This is a genomic window from Streptomyces sp. NPDC059008, assembly GCF_042749045.1.
In the GTDB taxonomy this organism is placed as follows: domain Bacteria; phylum Actinomycetota; class Actinomycetes; order Streptomycetales; family Streptomycetaceae; genus Streptomyces.
In genome coordinates, this window is sequence record NZ_JBHYJC010000083.1 from 1 (window position 1) to 16,362 (window position 16,362).

At 73.3% G+C, this 16,362-nt stretch carries 16 protein-coding genes and 2 tRNA genes; 8 read left to right on the top strand and 10 right to left on the bottom strand.

Features of this window, described 5'->3' with window-relative positions:
• Positions 1–46: 46 nt before the first annotated feature.
• The 3 genes from ACFWZH_RS38535 to ACFWZH_RS38545 form a co-directional block, all read right to left on the bottom strand.
• Complete coding sequence (locus ACFWZH_RS38535; protein WP_384442888.1) at positions 47–1,534, bottom strand: HD-GYP domain-containing protein; 1,488 nt, start codon at positions 1,532–1,534, stop codon at positions 47–49.
• A 201-nt stretch (positions 1,535–1,735) separates the two neighbouring features.
• Entirely contained in the window at positions 1,736–2,146 is a 411-nt protein-coding gene (gene rsrA, locus ACFWZH_RS38540) for a mycothiol system anti-sigma-R factor (protein ID WP_384442891.1), read from the bottom strand.
• Positions 2,143–2,847 carry a sigma-70 family RNA polymerase sigma factor gene (locus tag ACFWZH_RS38545; protein ID WP_384442926.1) on the bottom strand — a complete coding sequence of 235 codons (705 nt, stop codon included), beginning with the start codon at positions 2,845–2,847 and terminating at the stop codon, positions 2,143–2,145. The genes rsrA and ACFWZH_RS38545 overlap by 4 nt, the downstream gene beginning before the upstream one ends.
• Positions 2,848–3,154: 307 nt before the next feature.
• On the opposite strand from ACFWZH_RS38545, the gene ACFWZH_RS38550 reads away from it, so the two are divergent.
• On the top strand, positions 3,155–3,781 hold the full coding sequence (locus ACFWZH_RS38550) for a helix-turn-helix domain-containing protein (protein ID WP_384442894.1): 627 nt from the start codon (positions 3,155–3,157) through the stop codon (positions 3,779–3,781).
• A gap of 24 nt (positions 3,782–3,805) precedes the next feature.
• On the opposite strand, the gene ACFWZH_RS38555 is transcribed toward ACFWZH_RS38550, so the two are convergent.
• Both ACFWZH_RS38555 and ACFWZH_RS38560 read right to left on the bottom strand, forming a co-directional pair.
• Positions 3,806–4,438: an alpha/beta family hydrolase gene (locus ACFWZH_RS38555; protein ID WP_384442929.1), complete on the bottom strand. Its 633-nt coding sequence runs from the start codon at positions 4,436–4,438 to the stop codon at positions 3,806–3,808.
• A gap of 85 nt (positions 4,439–4,523) precedes the next feature.
• Entirely contained in the window at positions 4,524–5,354 is an 831-nt protein-coding gene (locus tag ACFWZH_RS38560) for an SOS response-associated peptidase (RefSeq protein ID WP_384442897.1), read from the bottom strand.
• Positions 5,355–5,389: 35 nt separating this feature from the next.
• Between ACFWZH_RS38560 and ACFWZH_RS38565 the strand changes: the two genes are divergently transcribed.
• From ACFWZH_RS38565 to ACFWZH_RS38580, 4 genes are all read left to right on the top strand, one after another.
• Positions 5,390–6,103 carry a M50 family metallopeptidase gene (locus ACFWZH_RS38565; protein ID WP_384442900.1) on the top strand — a complete coding sequence of 238 codons (714 nt, stop codon included), beginning with the start codon at positions 5,390–5,392 and terminating at the stop codon, positions 6,101–6,103.
• Positions 6,104–6,261: 158 nt separating this feature from the next.
• Entirely contained in the window at positions 6,262–7,626 is a 1,365-nt protein-coding gene (gene aroA / locus ACFWZH_RS38570; RefSeq protein ID WP_384442903.1) for a 3-phosphoshikimate 1-carboxyvinyltransferase, read from the top strand.
• 14 nt (positions 7,627–7,640) lie between these two features.
• Positions 7,641–8,648: a ribosome small subunit-dependent GTPase A gene (rsgA, locus tag ACFWZH_RS38575; protein ID WP_384442906.1), complete on the top strand. Its 1,008-nt coding sequence runs from the start codon at positions 7,641–7,643 to the stop codon at positions 8,646–8,648.
• Positions 8,649–8,802: 154 nt separating this feature from the next.
• A complete protein-coding gene (locus ACFWZH_RS38580; RefSeq protein WP_384442909.1) occupies positions 8,803–9,126 on the top strand; it encodes a DMT family transporter in 324 nt (107 codons plus the stop codon).
• Between the two features lie 78 nt (positions 9,127–9,204).
• On the opposite strand, the gene ACFWZH_RS38585 is transcribed toward ACFWZH_RS38580, so the two are convergent.
• Entirely contained in the window at positions 9,205–9,930 is a 726-nt protein-coding gene (locus ACFWZH_RS38585) for a TetR/AcrR family transcriptional regulator (RefSeq protein ID WP_384442911.1), read from the bottom strand.
• A gap of 208 nt (positions 9,931–10,138) precedes the next feature.
• Here ACFWZH_RS38585 and hisN point away from each other — a divergent pair, with 208 nt between their 5' ends.
• Entirely contained in the window at positions 10,139–10,942 is an 804-nt protein-coding gene (gene hisN, locus ACFWZH_RS38590; RefSeq protein ID WP_384442914.1) for a histidinol-phosphatase, read from the top strand.
• A 162-nt stretch (positions 10,943–11,104) separates the two neighbouring features.
• Positions 11,105–11,506 (top strand): cyclic nucleotide-binding/CBS domain-containing protein, encoded by a 402-nt coding sequence (locus tag ACFWZH_RS38595; RefSeq protein ID WP_384442932.1) that lies wholly within the window; start codon positions 11,105–11,107, stop codon positions 11,504–11,506.
• Positions 11,507–11,647: 141 nt separating this feature from the next.
• On the opposite strand, the gene ACFWZH_RS38600 is transcribed toward ACFWZH_RS38595, so the two are convergent.
• Positions 11,648–13,177, bottom strand: a complete 1,530-nt coding sequence (locus ACFWZH_RS38600) for a catalase (protein ID WP_384442917.1) — start codon at positions 13,175–13,177, stop codon at positions 11,648–11,650.
• 93 nt (positions 13,178–13,270) lie between these two features.
• On the opposite strand from ACFWZH_RS38600, the gene ACFWZH_RS38605 reads away from it, so the two are divergent.
• Complete coding sequence (locus tag ACFWZH_RS38605) at positions 13,271–13,690, top strand: Fur family transcriptional regulator (RefSeq protein ID WP_384442920.1); 420 nt, start codon at positions 13,271–13,273, stop codon at positions 13,688–13,690.
• A gap of 223 nt (positions 13,691–13,913) precedes the next feature.
• Here ACFWZH_RS38605 and ACFWZH_RS38610 read toward each other — a convergent pair.
• From ACFWZH_RS38610 to ACFWZH_RS38620, 3 genes are all read right to left on the bottom strand, one after another.
• Positions 13,914–13,987: transfer RNA gene (locus tag ACFWZH_RS38610), tRNA-Met, on the bottom strand.
• A 152-nt stretch (positions 13,988–14,139) separates the two neighbouring features.
• Positions 14,140–15,990, bottom strand: a complete 1,851-nt coding sequence (locus ACFWZH_RS38615; RefSeq protein WP_384442923.1) for a sel1 repeat family protein — start codon at positions 15,988–15,990, stop codon at positions 14,140–14,142.
• A 207-nt stretch (positions 15,991–16,197) separates the two neighbouring features.
• Positions 16,198–16,271, bottom strand: a tRNA-Met gene (locus ACFWZH_RS38620).
• Positions 16,272–16,362: the final 91 nt, after the last annotated feature.

Consider the following 16,362-nt stretch of genomic DNA (forward strand, 5'->3'; position numbering starts at 1 on the left):
CCCCGCGCGCCGCGGCGCCAGGGGCCGGCGGGCTCCTCGGGGGCGGTCATCGCACGCCGCCCCGCCGGGGCTCCGGGGCCCGCTCCGTGCGTGCGGTACCCGCGACCCCACCGCCGGGCCCTCCGGCCCGTTCCGGCGCCGGCCCGGGCGCCACCGCCGCCGACACGGTGCGGCCGTCCGGCCCGTCCGCCCCCTCAGGCGTGACGTTTCCTCTACCGCCCCGCGCCGAAGGCGGCTCCCCGGCCGCCGCCGTCACCAGGTCCGGGTGCCAGCCGTAGCGGGCGAGCGACGCGGCCAGCGCCCGGACCATCCGCGGGTCGAACTGGGTGCCGGCGCACTTGCGCAGCTCCGCGACCGCCACCGGCACCGGGCGGGCCCGGCTGTAGGAGCGGGTCGAGGTCATCGCGTCGAAGGCGTCGGCGACCGCCACCACCCGGGCGAACTCCGGGATCTGATGCCCTTTCAGGCCGTAGGGGTAGCCCCGGCCGTCCAGCCGCTCGTGGTGGTGCAGGATGGCCGACCGCGCCTCCCCCAGGAATCCGATGCCCCGCACGATCTCGTGCCCGTACTCCGGATGCAGCTCGATGACCCGGCGCTCCTCCGGGGTCAGCGGCCCGTCCTTGCGCAACAGCCGGGTCGGGACGCCGAGTTTGCCGACGTCGTGCAGGATGCCGGCGAACCGGAGCACCTCCATCCGGTCCTCCGCCATGCCCAGCTCCCGGGCGATCATCACCGAGGCGCGGCCGACCCGCTCACTGTGCCCGCGGGTGTAGCGGTCCTTGATGTCCACGGCCTGGACCAGGGCGCGGATGGTGGCCTGATGGGCGGCGCGCTCGCGGTGGCAGCGGTCGAAGACCCAGCAGGACAGGTGCATCGGCAGCAGCACCAGCAGCGCCGCCGGCGGCCCGTAGGAGCTGCACCACAGCACGGCCATCATCAGCCCGGCCAGGCCGTGCACCAGGTGCGGGCCCAGCGAGCGGGTGAGCGACCCGCGCCAGGCGGTGCGTACGGGGTGGCGTTCGGCGGTGACCAGCACCCCGCCCTCCAGCGCGGCCGGCACCGCGCAGAAGGCCACCACGGCGGCCGCGGCGGGCAGCAGAAGATCGGGGAACCGCGGTGCGGACAGCGGGTGGTGGCCGATCGCCCGGAAGACCTCGGCGGCCGCGCAGCAGGCCAGGGCCGGTACGGCGGCGTGCCAGACCCGGCGGGCGGCGGCCCAACGGGCGTCGGCCGGTGCGAGCAGCGCTCCGGGGACGGCGGTCAGCGCGGCCAGCGGCGGCGGCAGCAGAAAGGCCCCGGCGAGCAGGACGGGGGCGGCCCAGCCGGGACCCGCGTACGACGGCGTCCCGTACGGCGCGCGGCCGCCGGGCAGCCGGCGGCGGACCTGTTCGCACAGTGCGTAGAGGGTGGCCAGGGCCAGGGCGCCGGTCCAGGGGGCGCCGGCACCGAGCCGTAACGCGGGGGCGGTGCACAGCGCCGCAGCCAGCGCGACGCAGCCGATATACCCTCGCGCGGCCGCCGGCAGTCCCCGCATCGCGCCCTCCTCAGCATGCCCACCGCTCTCCCCCGGCTCTCGGGGAGCGGGGGAACCCTCGCGGCCGCGGTGCGCTCGCGTCGCCTCCGCGGTGCGCCGGGGTTCGGTGAGAATAGAGGGGCCGGGGCGCCGGGGAGGGCGCATCGGCGGATCGGGCGGCTCTGACCGGCCTGCCCTCACCCCTTCGGGTGATGTGCCGCCTTATTCGGCGCGCGTGGCCTTCGTCCGTGCATCGGCGGAGCCGGTCGCGTCGGGCGTGCCGGCGGCCTCGCCCGCGCCGGCCGCCGCGTCCGCCTGCTCCCGCTGCGCCTGCTCGTGTCGGGCCTGGTCGAGCACGCTCACCTCGGGCACGGCCTCGCCGGCCCGGATCAGGTCGATCCGCCCCATGACCTTGGAGCGCAGATCGCTGGGGACGTCGTCATGGCCGCAGCAGCGCTTGACGAGCTTCTTGACGGCCTGCTCCAGGCCGTACTTCTCCAGGCACGGCGAGCATTCGTCGAGATGCACCTGGAACTCCGCGCACTCCCCGGCGGGCATCTCGCGGTCGAGATACTCGTAGAGGTGGTCAAGGACCTCTGAGCAGTCCTTCTCGTGCGGCTCTCCGCAGCTCATGATCCCGAGCCTTTCCGGTCGTGCGACTCCGACGTCCGCGCGGCCTGCGGGTCCGCAGCCGCCGCCCCCGCCGGGACCAGCCCGCGCTCACGGGCGTAATCCTCCAGCATGCCGCGCAGCTGGCGCCGACCGCGGTGCAGCCGGGACATCACCGTGCCGATGGGTGTCCCCATGATGTCCGCGATCTCCTTGTACGCAAACCCCTCGACATCCGCGAGGTATACCGCGATGCGGAACTCCTCGGGGATCGCCTGGAGCGCGGCCTTCACGTCCGAGTCCGGCAGGTGGTCGAGCGCCTGGGACTCGGCCGAGCGCAGGCCCGTCGACATATGCGACTCGGCGCGCGCCAGCTGCCAGTCCTCGATCTCGTCGGCGGCGCTGCGCTGGGGCTCGCGCTGCTTCTTGCGGTAGGAGTTGATAAAGGTGTTCGTGAGGATGCGGTACAGCCAGGCCTTGAGGTTGGTGCCCTCCCGGAACTGATGGAAGGACGCATACGCCTTGGCGTAGGTCTCCTGCACCAGGTCCTCGGCATCGGCCGGATTACGCGTCATGCGCAGCGCGGCGGAGTACATCTGGTCCAGGAAGGTGAGCGCGTCCCGCTCGAAGCGCGCGTTGCGCTCGGCCGCACTCTCCTGTCGGCGCGCGGACTGCTCCTCGGCCGTGCCGTCGGTCCCTGCGTCGGTACCGGTGACCGGACCCACCTCCTCCAACACCGTCACGGATCCGGAAGCGGACCCACTCGAATCGGAGAATAGACGACGATCCGGTGCCGCCGCCGCTCCAGCCAGGGCGGGCTGCGTCACCTGCATCTGCGACCACGGCAGGTCTGCGGCCGGGCGGGCCGGGCAAGCGATTCCCATGCGGCGGACTCCCATTCCTCATGCTTCGCCGGACGTACTCCACTACCTACGACACCCACAACAGCCGCATACGCCGGGTCATTCCCGCTCCGGGCCCCGATCTTCGCCAGGAGTTGACAAACCGCGTTGCCCCTTCGGCAATGGAGGGGTGGACGACACAGCACGGGACGACACGGACGGCACGGACGGCGCAGGCGGCAGCGCCTACGAACGGGTGCTCAGCGAGGTGGGCCCGCGGCTGCGCCGGCTGCGCCAGGAGCGCGGGGTGACGCTCGCCGCACTGTCCGAGGTGACCGGCATCTCGGTGAGCACCCTCTCGCGCCTGGAGTCCGGCGGCCGCCGGGCCACCCTCGAACTGCTGCTGCCGCTCGCGCACGCGCACCAGGTACCGCTGGACGAGCTGGTGGGGGCGCCGGAGGTGGGCGATCCGCGGGTACGGGCGGTACCGGTGCGGCGCGGGGACCGCACGGTGGTGCCGCTGACCCGCCAGCCGGGCGCACTGCAGGCGTTCAAGCTGGTCATCGACCCGGGCGGCGGGCCACCGGAGCTGCGTACGCACGAGGGGTACGAGTGGTTCTACGTCCTGTCCGGGCGGCTGCGGCTGCTGCTCGCCGACCGCGATGTGGAGCTGCGGGCCGGCGAGGCCGCCGAGTTCGACACCCGGCTGCCGCACTGGTTCGGCCCCGCGGGCGACGAGCCGGTGGAGCTGCTGAGCCTGTTCGGCAGGCAGGGCGAGCGGATGCACGTACGGGCCCGGCCGCGCGGGCAGGGGTGAGCCGCGGCCGGGCCGGCGGTGAGGTCAGCCGAACATCCCGTCGAGCCAGGCCGCCACGGCCGCCGTGATCACCGCCATCGACTCCGCCTCGCCGACGCCCGCCTTCTTCGGCACCGCGAAGCCGTGGTCGCCGTGCGCGACCTCGGTGATCCGCGTCCCCGGCGGGAACTCCGCCGGCCGGCCGAACGGGTCGCGGCCGCCCTGCACGACCAGGGTCGGCACCCCGGCGCCGGTCAGCTCGTCCGCCCGGGACTTCTCCGGCCGCCCCGGAGGGTGCAGCGGGAAGCTGAGCGCCAGTACCGCCTCGGCGCCCAGCTCGCGTGCCGTACGGCAGGCCACCCGGGCACCCGCGCTCCGGCCGCCGGCGACCACCGGCAGGCCCGGCTTCTCCAGCGCCGGCCACAGCGCGGTCCACCCGGCGTCCAGGGTCTTCGGCGCGGGCGCCACCTTCTTGCCGGCCACCCGCCACGGCTGCTCGACCAGCGCCACGGTGTAGCCGCGGGCCGGCAGCGCGGCCGCCAGGGCCCGCAGATCGCGTGCCTCGATGCCGCCGCCGGCGCCGTGGCTCAGGGCCACCACGGCCCGGGCCGGCGTCGCGTCGCGGTGCCAGGTGATCCGGGCGTCGCCCGCCGGTGTCGCGACCGTCTCGGTCTCCATCGCCCCTGTACTCATACGCCCCATCCTGCCCGCGCCGGCGCGCGGAGGGACACCGCAGCACGCCGGCGCCCGCGGCGGGCCGCCGTCAGAACAGGGTGCCGACCTCCGGCCCGTCGAGCTCGGTGAGCAGCTCGGGCCCGTTGTTGCGGACGTTGCTGACCTCGGTGGGGACGGGGTAGGCGCGCATCAGGCCGGGCGGCGGGGGCGCGAGCAGTCCGCGCAGCTCGTCGGGGTCCGTACGGGCCGGGTCGAGCCAGGCGTCCCAGCGGTCCGGGGTCAGCACCAGCGGCATCCGGGGGTGGATCTCGGCCAGCGACTGCGGCCCCTCGCCGCCGCCCGCCCCGGCCAGCGGGGTGGTCTCGGCCTCGGTGGTGACGACCGTGCAGGTCACCCACCAGGCCAGCGGGTGGTCGCCGGGCAGCGTCCGGTCCCGCCAGAACTCGTACAGCCCGGCCATCGCCATCACCGAGCCGTCCGCGGGCGTGACGAAGTAGGGCTGCTTACGGGGCCGCTTCTTCCTGCCCTGCTCCTCCAGCTGCCGCTCGGCGGCGTCGGTGACCCACTCGAAGTAGCCGTCGCCGGGGAGCAGGCAGCGGCGGGTGGCGAACGCCTGCCGGAAGGACGGCTTCTCGTGCACCGTCTCGGACCGTGCGTTGATCATCCGCGCGGCGCCCTCGGGTGACTTCGACCACGACGGGACCAGGCCCCACTTCAGCGTCCGCAGCTGGCGCACCGGGCCCGGCGGGAACGCCGCGGCCGCCTCGCCCTTGAGGGGACGCTCCAGCACCACGTGCACCGGATCCGTCGGAGCCACGTTCCAACTGGGCGCCAGGGTCTCCTTCGGCTCCCACTGCCGCACGCCGAAGAGCCCCGCCACGTCCTCGGCCCGTCGACTCGCTGCATACCTACCGCACATGCATGCCACACTGCCATGCCACACGAAGGGGAGACATGGACACCGACCACCTCACCGACATATGGAGCCGCGTCTTCGGGACCCAGCCCGCTCCTTCGCTCTGGCTGGTGATCGTCACCGCGGTGCTCGCGCTGGGCGCCGTCGTCCCGAGGACCGCCTGGCGACTGTCGCGCAACGCCGTCACCATCGCCCACGAGGGGGGGCACGGGCTGATCGCGCTGGTCACCGGCCGCCGCCTGGACGGCATCCGGCTGCACTCGGACACCTCGGGTCTGACCGTCTCGCGTGGCAAGCCGACCGGCCTCGGCATGGTGCTGACCGCGGCGGCCGGGTACGTCGCACCGTCCCTGCTGGGCCTGGCGGGCGCCGCGCTGCTCGCCGCGGGGCACACCACGGCGCTGCTGTGGGGCGCGACCGCCCTGCTGCTGGCGATGCTGGTCATGATCCGCAATGCCTACGGCGTGCTCACGGTCGTCCTGACCGGGGCGGCGTTCGTGCTGGTGTCCTGGCTGACGACGGCCGACGTGCAGGCGGCGTTCGCGTATGCGGTGGTGTGGTTCCTGCTGCTGGGCGGGGTGCGGCCGCCCTTCGAGCTGCAGGGAAAGCGGCGTCGGGGTGGAGCCGAGGACTCCGATCCGGACCAGCTGGCCCGGCTGACGAACGTCCCGGCGGCCCTCTGGCTCGGCCTGTTCCACGTGGTGACGCTGTGCTCCCTGATCGGCGGCGGACGCTGGCTGCTCGGCCTCTGATTACGCCGCCGGCGGCCGCCCTCACGCACCACCGCGCCCGGTGTGACCGCCGGTTGTGCGCGCCCGGCACGCGTGCTCACTACCAGTGCCGTGTTTCGGTGAGGTTGCGCCACTTTTGATCAAGATCGGCACCCTTGCCCAGCCATTAAAGTAAGGGCATGACCGAGAGCCCCGCACACCCCGCCCTGTGGCCCGCCCCCCTCGCCGCGGGGGCCGTCGATGCAACCGTCACCGTGCCCGGCTCCAAATCGGTCACCAACCGCGGCCTGGTCCTGGCCGCCCTCTCCTCCGAGCCCGGCTGGCTGCGCCGCCCGCTGCGCTCCCGCGACACGCTGCTGATGGCCGAGGCGCTGCGCACGATGGGCGTCGGCATCGAGGAGACCGCGTCCTCCAGCTCCGCCGGCGCGGCGGGGCGGCCCGGCGGCGGCGAGGCCTGGCGGATCATCCCGGCGGGGCTGCACGGCCCGGCCACCATCGACGTCGGCAACGCCGGCACGGTCATGCGCTTCCTGCCGCCGGTCGCCGCCCTCGCCGACGGCCCGATCCGCTTCGACGGCGACCCGCGCTCCTACGAGCGCCCGCTCGGCGGCGTCATCGACGCCCTGCGCGCCCTGGGCGCCCGGATCGACGACGACCACCGCGGCGCGCTCCCGATGACCGTCTTCGGCGGCGGCGCCCTGGACGGCGGCCCGGTCGAGATCGACGCCTCCTCCTCCTCGCAGTTCGTCAGCGCCCTGCTGCTGTCCGCGCCGCGCTTCAACCAGGGCGTCGAGGTCCGGCACGTCGGCGCGGCGCTGCCGTCGATGCCGCACATCCGGATGACCGTCGACATGCTGCGCAGCGTCGGCGCGCAGGTGGACACCCCCGAGGCCGGCGGCGAGCCGAACGTCTGGCGGGTCACGCCGGGCGCGCTGCTCGGCCGCGACCTGGTCGTCGAGCCGGACCTGTCCAACGCCCAGCCGTTCCTGGCCGCTGCGCTGGTCACCGGCGGCCGGGTCACCATCCCGGACTGGCCCGAGCACACCACCCAGCCCGGTGACGCGCTGCGCGAGATCTTCACCACCATGGGCGGCTCCTGCGAGCTGACCGAGCACGGCCTGACCTTCACCGGCAGCGGCCGGATCCACGGCATCGACGTCGACCTGAGCGAGGTCGGCGAGCTGACCCCGGGCATCGCCGCGGTCGCCGCGCTGGCCGACTCCCCGTCCACGCTGCGCGGGGTGGCGCACCTCCGGCTGCACGAGACCGACCGGCTGGCCGCGCTGACCAAGGAGCTCAACGAACTCGGCGGCGACGTCACCGAGACCGCGGACGGGCTGCACATCCGGCCGCGCCCGCTGCACGGCGGGATCTTCCACACCTACGAGGACCACCGCCTGGCCACCGCCGCCGCGGTGATCGGACTCGCGGTCGAGGGCGTGGAGGTGGAGAACGTCGCCACCACCGCCAAGACCCTGCCGGACTTCCCCGCGCTGTGGCAGGACATGCTCGACCCGGCGGCCGTCCCCGCCCGGAGAGCCTGAGGGGTACCGCCGCCATGCGCCGCTACGGCAAGAACCCCGACGAGGACGACATCCGCGTCCGTCCCAACCCCAAGGGCAACCGCCCGCGCACCAACATCCGCCCCAAGCACGAGGACGCCGGCGCGGGCCTGGTCCTGACCGTCGACCGCGGCCGGCTGACCTGCCTCATCGAGGGCCGTACGGTCACCGCGATGAAGGCCCGCGAACTGGGCCGCAAGAGCGCGGTGGTCGGTGACCGGGTCGCCGTCGTCGGCGATCTGAGCGGCACCAAGGACACCCTCGCCCGGATCGTCCGGGTCGAGCCGCGCACCTCGACGCTGCGCCGTACGGCCGATGACGACGACCCCTACGAGCGGGTCGTGGTCGCCAACGCCGACCAGCTCGCGATCGTCACCGCGCTCGCCGACCCCGAGCCGCGCCCCCGGCTCATCGACCGCTGCCTGGTCGCCGCCTACGACGCCGGGCTGGACCCGCTGCTGGTGCTGACCAAGTCCGATCTGGCGTCCGCCGACGCCCTGTTGGAGTCCTACGGCGCGCTGGGCGTCCCCTACGTCGTCACCAACCGCGACGAACTGGCCGACGGCAGCGCCGCCGAGCGGGTACGGGAACAGCTGACGGGCCGTATGACGGCGTTCGTCGGGCACTCCGGCGTCGGCAAGACGACCCTGGTCAACGCCCTGGTCCCGGAGCGCCGTCGGGCCACCGGGCATGTCAACGCGGTCACCGGCCGCGGCCGGCACACCACCACCTCCGCGCTGGCGCTGCCGCTGCCCGGCGACTCGGGCTGGGTCATCGACACCCCGGGGGTGCGCTCCTTCGGGCTGGCGCACATCGACCCGTCCCGGGTCATCCACGCCTTCCCCGACCTGGAGCCGGGCACCGCCGAGTGCCCGCGCGCCTGCAGCCATGACGAGCAGGACTGCGCGCTGGACGCCTGGGTCGGCGACGGTCACGCCGAACCGGCCCGCCTCTATTCGCTGCGCCGTCTGCTGGCCACCCGCGAGCGACGCGAGGGCGACTGACCGCCGGCGCCTCCCCTGCCGCCCGCCCTGGTTGAAGGCATAATCACACAAGGCCGGCGAACTGGTATCGGGGCCCTGCCCGCCCGGACGGGGCTCCAGATGAGTGCAGGTGACGTCCTGCCGCCACTCATCCAGCTGACGGAGGCAATGGGTCATGGCGTGGCTGCTGGTGGTGGTGGCGGGGCTCCTGGAGACCGGCTTCGCGGTCTGTCTGAAGCTCTCGCACGGCTTCACCCGTCTGTACCCGACCATCGCCTTCGCCGTCTTCGCGCTGGGCAGCTTCGGCCTGCTGACGCTGGCGCTGCGCAAGCTGGACGTCGGCCCGGCGTACGCGGTGTGGACCGGCATCGGCGCGGCGGGCACCGCGATCTACGGCATGGTCTTCCTCGGCGACCTGGTCTCCACGCTGAAGATCGTCTCCATCACGATGGTCATCGTGGGCGTGATCGGGCTGCAGTTGTCGGGGTCCGCGCACTGAGGTCCGGGGGCGGTGGCGGCGGCGCACCGGGTGTGAGCCCGCCGGCCGCCGCGCGCCCGCCTCCGCGGTGACGTCCCGTCAGTGCCGGGCGCCCGGCTCCGCACCGTCCGGCAGCCGCGCGAAGGCCCCCCGTACGAGCCGCGACACCGCCTCCGTCTCCGCCTCCCGTCGCGTCCGGCGCGCCGGCAGGCGTCCCGGCGCCGGCCCCGCCCCCGCCGCCGGGGCGACCACACAGGACAGCGTCAGCCGCGCCGCGGTCTCGCAGGCGGCGCCCAGGGCGGCCCGCTCCTCCTCGGGCCAGCCCGGCTCCAGCACCGCGACGGCCTGATCGCGGAGCCGGCCGACGAGCTCGGCGGGCTCGGGCAGCGGCCCCTCGGCGGACGGCGCCCCGCGCTGCGCGGGGACGCCCGGCCGGGCGCTCCCGGTCGGGGCCGGGTCCGCCGCCGGAGCCGGCAGCCGGTCTCCCCAACAGCCGGTCAGCGCGGCCTTGACCAGGGGGTTGACGCGTGCGGTGCGCAGCGTCCAGGTGGCCACGGCCGCCATCCGGGCCGCCGCGTCGGCCCGCGTCCCGGCGTCCGGGGTGCCGCCGCGGGCCAGTGCCCGGGCGACCCCGGCGAGGTAGCCGTCGGTCTCCCGGCGCACCAGGGCGCGGGCGAGGCCCTCCTTGCTGCCGAACTCGTTGTAGAGCGTCTGCCGGGAGACGCCGGCCGCGGCGGCGACATCGACCATCCGTACGGCCGTCCAGGCCCGGGCCAGCAATGCCGTATAGGCGGCATCCAGCAGGGATTCACGCGCTGCGGACATCCATCGCCTCCCCGGACGCCGGCCCAGGTGGCCGGTTTTCGCACAGAATTGACGTGGCATCAGGGGCTGTCAAGGGGCGTGACGGCACCATCGCCCCGCGCCCCCGCGCATGCCGCGCTCCGGCGCCGCCCCCCGGCCGGAGCACGCCACACGCCCGGCGGACCGTGGCCGTGTGGCTCCGGCGTATACCAATGGATACTGTTCGCACATGCCCGACTATCACGATGATCTTCGCCTCGGCCATGTACTCGCCGACGCCGCGGACGCCGCCACCATGGAGCGCTTCAAGGCGCTCGACCTCAAGGTCGAGACCAAACCGGACATGACGCCGGTGAGCGAGGCGGACAAGAGCGCCGAGGAGCTGATCCGCAGCCAGCTCCAGCGGGCCCGGCCACGGGACGCGGTGCTCGGCGAGGAGTTCGGCAGCGAGGGCGCGGGGCCGCGCCGCTGGATCATCGACCCGATCGACGGCACGAAGAACTACGTCCGCGGCGTGCCGGTCTGGGCGACGCTGATCGCGCTGATGGAGCGCGGCGAGGGCGGCGACCGCCCGGTGGTCGGCATCGTCTCCGCGCCGGCGCTCAACCGCCGCTGGTGGGCCGCGGAGGGCCTGGGGGCCTTCACCGGCCGCAGCCTGACCTCCGCGACCCGGCTGCATGTGTCCAGGGTCGGCCGCATCCAGGACGCGTCGTTCGCGTACTCCTCGCTGACCGGCTGGGAGGAGCGCGGCAACCTCGCGGGCTTCCTCGACCTGAGCCGGGACTGCTGGCGCACCCGGGCCTACGGCGACTTCTGGCCGTACATGATGGTCGCCGAGGGTTCGGTGGACATCTGCGCGGAGCCGGAGCTCTCGCTGTGGGACATGGCGGCCTGCGCGGTGGTGGTGAAGGAGGCGGGGGGTCAGTTCTCCGGCCTGGACGGCAAGCCCGGTCCGCACAGCGGCAACGCCGCGGCCTCCAACGGCCTGCTGCACGAGGATCTGCTCGGCTATCTCGGCGACGACAAGCGCTGACCTGCGCCAACGCAGTTGAGGGGGCGGGCAATCGGACTGGCGTCCAGCACCCGCCCCTTGTTGCATCGACGACGGCATGTGAACATGAGAATCCCCCACTTTGTGAACTTGTGAATTCCTTCGCAAGCACATTCACCAAGGAGGTGGCTCCGCTCCATGCCCATGTACGTCAAAGACGCCATGAGCACGGTGGTCCTCACCATCGGGCCCGCTCACACCCTCCGCCAGGCGGCGCAGCTGATGGCGGCCCGCCGCATCGGCTCGGCCGTGGTCCTCGACAACGACAACAGCGGCATCGGCATCCTCACCGAGCGCGACATCCTCAACTCGCTGGGCGCGGGCGAGAACCCCGACCGGGAGACCGCCCAGACCCACACCACCCCCGACGTGGTCTTCGCCGCCCCGGACTGGACCCTGGACGACGCCGCGGACGCCATGGTGCGCGGTGGCTTCCGCCATCTGATCGTGCTGGACGGCCATGAGCCGGTCGGCGTCGTCTCCGTGCGCGACATCATCCGCTGCTGGTCACCCGCCGCCGCACGAGCGGGTGCCGTACCGGCCTGACCAGGGCCGGATACGCGAAGAGGCCGGAGCCCATCGGCATCCGGCCTCTTCGGTTGTTACGGCAAGCGGCACCCGGGCAACCCCCACGGCGAGCCACCGCATCCGCGAGAGCGGTGGCAGCCCGGCCGCACAGGGCCCATGTCAGCCGCGCAGGGCCTGGACCGCGGCTTCCAGCCGCTTGCCGTAGTCCGCGTCCGCCTTGCGGAAGTTCTCGATCGCCCGCTGGGCGATGTCGTCGCGGGAGACCTGGGCGATGAAGCCCGCCAGGTTGTCGATCAGGCGCTCCTTCTCGTCCTCCGACATCAGGCGGTAGAGGTTGCCGGCCTGGACGAAGTCGTTGTCCTCGGCGTGCGAGGGCGCGGCCTGCTCGCCCGTGGCGCCGGTGACGGGCGCCGGCTGCCACAGCGGCCGGCCGGTCTCGACCGGGCCGCCGAAGCTGTTGGGCTCGTAGTTCTTCTGGCCCGCGTGGCGACCGTCGTAGAGCAGCCCGTCCCGGCCGTGGGTGCGCGCCTCGGTGGCGTGCGGGCGGTTGACCGGCAGGTGGTCGGCGTTGATGCCGACGCGGTAGCGGTGCGCGTCGCCGTACGCGAAGAGCCGGCCCTGCAGCATCTTGTCGGGGGACGGGCCGATGCCCGGCACGAAGTGGTGCGGGGAGAAGATCGACTGCTCGACCTCGGCGAAGATGTTCTGCGGGTTGCGGTTGAGCTCCAGCTTGCCGATCTCGATCGGCGGGTAGTCCTCGTGCGGCCAGACCTTGGTCAGGTCGAACGGGTTGAAGCGGTAGTTCGCCGCGTCGGCCGCGGGCATGATCTGCACCTGCACGGTCCAGGTCGGGAAGTCGCCCCGCTCGATGGCCGTGCGCAGGTCACGCTGGTGGCTGTCCGGGTCCTCACCGGCGAGCTTGTTGGCCTCGTCCTGGGTGAGGTTCTTGATGCCCTGGTCGGTCTTGAAGTGGTACTTGACCCAGAAGACCTCGCCCGCCTCGTTGTTCCACTGGAAGGTGTGCGAGCCGTAGCCGTTGAGGTGGCGGTACGAAGCCGGGATGCCGCGGTCACCGAACAGCCAGGTCACCTGGTGGGTGGACTCGGGCGACAGACCCCAGAAGTCCCAGACGTTGTCCGCCTCCTGCGAGCCGGTGTACGGGTCGCGCTTCTGGGTGTGGATGAAGTCCGGGAACTTGATGGCGTCCTTGATGAAGAACACCGGGGTGTTGTTGCCGACGAGGTCGTAGTTGCCCTCCTCGGTGTAGAACTTCAGCGCGAAACCGCGCGGGTCACGCACCGCGTCGGCCGCACCGAGGTTGCCCGCGACCGTGGAGAAGCGCAGGAAGGTCTCGGTCTGCTTGCCGACCTCGGAGAGGAACTTGGCACGGGTGTACTTGGTCACGTCCGCGGTCACCGTGAACGTGCCGTACGCGCCGGCGCCACGGGCGTGCACGATGCGCTCCGGGATGCGCTCGCGGTTGAAGTGCGCCAGCTTCTCGATCAGGAGCTGGTCCTGGATGAGGCCGGGTCCGCCGATGCCGGCCGTCTCGCTGTTCTGGTTGTCCGCGACCGGAGCCCCGGTCTCCGTGGTCAGCGGTCCGGTGCTGCTCTCTACCGACACGTGCGCCTCCTGAAGTCTTCTACACCTGCCCTTGGCTTGCGCCGAACCCGATCCTACATTGGACATTGTCTAAGTCAAGAAGCGCATGAAAGCCATACACAATCCGGTGATGGACCGGCCACTGCTACCCTGGCTCTATCTGACTGATAGGTGATTGGCATGAGTGACCTGCTGGAACGGCTCCGGGGACGCGGCTGGCGGCTGACCGCGCAGCGACGCGTCGTCGCCGAGGTCCTCGACGGGGACCACGTCCACTACACCGCTGACGAAGTGCACGCGCTGGCATCCGAACGACTCCCGGAGATCTCCCGCGCCACCGTCTACAACACCCTGGGCGAGCTGGTCTCGCTCGGGGAGGTGATCGAGGTGAGCACGGACGGCCGCGCCAAGCGCTACGACCCCAACGCCCATCACGACCACCAGCACCTCGTCTGCTCGCAGTGCGGCACGATCCGCGATGTGCACGTCCAGGGCGACCCGCTGTCCGCCCTCCCCGAGCCGGAGCGCTACGGCTTCCAGGTCTCCGAGGTCACGGTGACCTACCGGGGCATCTGCCCGCACTGCAGCGGCACGCACTGACGCACCGGCGCGCCCGCCCCCGTTCCGGCGGGCCACGCCGCACTTCAGACCCGAGAGCCCGCGCCCGTCCGGCCGCGGGCTCTTCCGTGCGCCCCGCACCGGCTCCTCTGCCCTCCGGCGAGCCCGTCGACCGCGGCCCGTGGGCAGCGGCGGAGGCGGCCGTGAGGGCCCGCAGACACGACGAAGGCCCGGATCCCATGGAATCCGGGCCTTGGCCTGTGAGTAGCGGGGACAGGATTTGAACCTGCGACCTCTGGGTTATGAGCCCAGCGAGCTACCGAGCTGCTCCACCCCGCGTCGTTGTGGCTTTACTCTAACCCCAGCCCGACGACCAGCGCAAATCCCTTCCCCACCGCCCGGGAACCGACCCCCGACCCCGGGCCTTCCGGGCTCCCCACGGGCCGGCAGGGCCTGCCTTCCGGGCCGGCCCCCGAACCGGAAGGCACGCGCTACGCGCTGAGCTCGTCCTGGAGCGCGGCAAGCAGCCGCGCCGCGCGCTCCGCCACCTCCGGCGGCCCCAGCTCGACAGCGCGCGCACACCAGGCCTGCGCCTCCGCCAGCGCGCCGCGCCGGGCGGCGATCAGCGCCAGCCGCAGGGCGGCCCGGCCGTGCCCGGCCTCGGCGGCCCGCTGCCACCACAGGGCCGCCTCGGGCAGGCTGCCCTCTCGGGCCAGCAGCAGACCGAGGTTGAAGGCGCCGTTGCGGCTGCCGGACTCGGCCGCCGTGCGGTACCAGTCCGCGGCCTCGGCGAGCTCGCCCCGAGCCGCCGCGAACATGCCAACCCGGACCTGGGCGCGGCGATGGCCCTGCCGGGCGGCCCGCTCGTACCACTGCATGCTCTCGTCGTCCGCCGCCCGCTCGCTGTCGGCCAGCCCCTCACCCGCCGCCGCGGCCCTGCGGTCCAGCAGGTCCGCGAGCCGGAAGGCCGCCTCGGCGCTGCCGCCGCCGGCCGCACAGCGCAGATTGCGCTCCGCGCGCTGGAGCTCGCCGTCCCGCAGCTGCACGATGGCGACCTGCAGCGCCGCCTCCGTGTGCCCGGCCGCGGCCGCCCGCTCGTACCAGGTGTGCGCCATCCGCTCCTCGCCGCGCCCGGCGAAGAGGATGCCGAGGTTGAACGCGGCGTCCACGCTGCCCGCCTCGGCAGCCTTGGAGAACCACGGCTCGGCCCCCGAGGCGTCGCCGCGCTGCAGCAGCAGGATGGCCAGCGCGTTGGCGGCCTCGCGGTGTCCGGCGTAGGCGGCGCGGCGGTACCACTGCTCGCCACGCCCGGCCCGGCCCTGCCGGGCGCACAGCAGCCCGATGTTGTAGGCCCCGTTGACGTCCCCGGCGTCCAGTGCGACGCGGTACCAGCGCTCGGCGCTCTGCAGCTCGCCACGTTCGGCGTGCAGTGCGCCCAGCGCGTTGGCGGCGTTGCCGTCGCCGTCCTGGGCGGCGCGCCGCCACCACTCCGCGGCACTCTCCTCGTCACCGGCGTCGCGCAGCAGGTAGCCCAGCGCGCAGGCCGCGCGCGCCTCACCGTCCTTGGCGGCGGACAGGTACCAGCGGCCCGCCTCCTGGACGTCACCGCGGTCCTCCAGGAGCGCGCCCAGCTGCAGCGCCGCCCTGCGGTGGCCGCGCGCGGCGGCCTGGCGGTACCACTGCTCGGCCTCCTCCTGCTGGTTCAGCTCGCCGTACGCGGTGGCCGCCCGGCGGTCCGCGTCGCGGCCGTCCTCGATCAGCCGGGCGAGGCGGTAGGCGGCCTCGCGGTGGCCCCGCTCGGCGGCGGCCCGGAACCAGCGCTCGGCGCCGATGTCGCCGCGGTGCTCCAGCAGGTCGGCGAGGGCGTACGCGCCCAGGCAGTGGCCCGACTCGGCGGACTGGCGCAGCCAGTACTCGGCGGCCGGCTCGTCGCCGCGCTCGCGGTAGTGCCGGCCCAGGGCGTGCGCGGCGGCGGCGGAGCCGGCGACGGCGGCGATCCGCCACCAGCCGGCCGCCTCGTCCCCGTAGCCGCGCTGGTGCAGCAGAACGCCGAGGTTGTTGGCCGCGGCGCGGTCCCCGGCGGCGGCCGCGGAGCGCAGATGCGGCTCGGCGCCGTCGAGGTCACCGCGGCGCAGCAGCATCGCGCCGAGGGCACTCATCGCGGCGGTGTCGCCCGCCTCGGCCGCCCGTCGGTGGCCGGTCTCGGTCACGGCATCGGACGCTTCGGCGGCCTCCGCGGCCTCCATCGCGTCCATCTGCAGCTCGGATTCGCGCCCGCCGTCGGGCGCATGCACAAACCGGTCCGTCTCCAACAACCTTGCCTTGTCCCCCATAAGACCCATCGTCGCATCACCTGTAACCCGCGTACACCTGGTATACCGCAGCCAGTGAGGTCACTTCAGCGGTTTGTCGACTTCCCGACACGGCGACTTGTCAAACTCAAGCACACAGGTTCCCTACATAGGCCGCGCGACCCGGCCTTCCTCAGGATCGACCCGAACGCATGACGAAGGCCCGGATCCGTTCGGATCCAGGCCTTCGGCTTTCCGTAGCGGGGACAGGATTTGAACCTGCGACCTCTGGGTTATGAGCCCAGCGAGCTACCGAGCTGCTCCACCCCGCGTCGTTGTGCCATCAATCTATCACGGCAGAGGGCCGGCCCCGGCCCACGGCCACCCGTAACGCGACCGCTGCGAGAACCACGGCCGCACCGC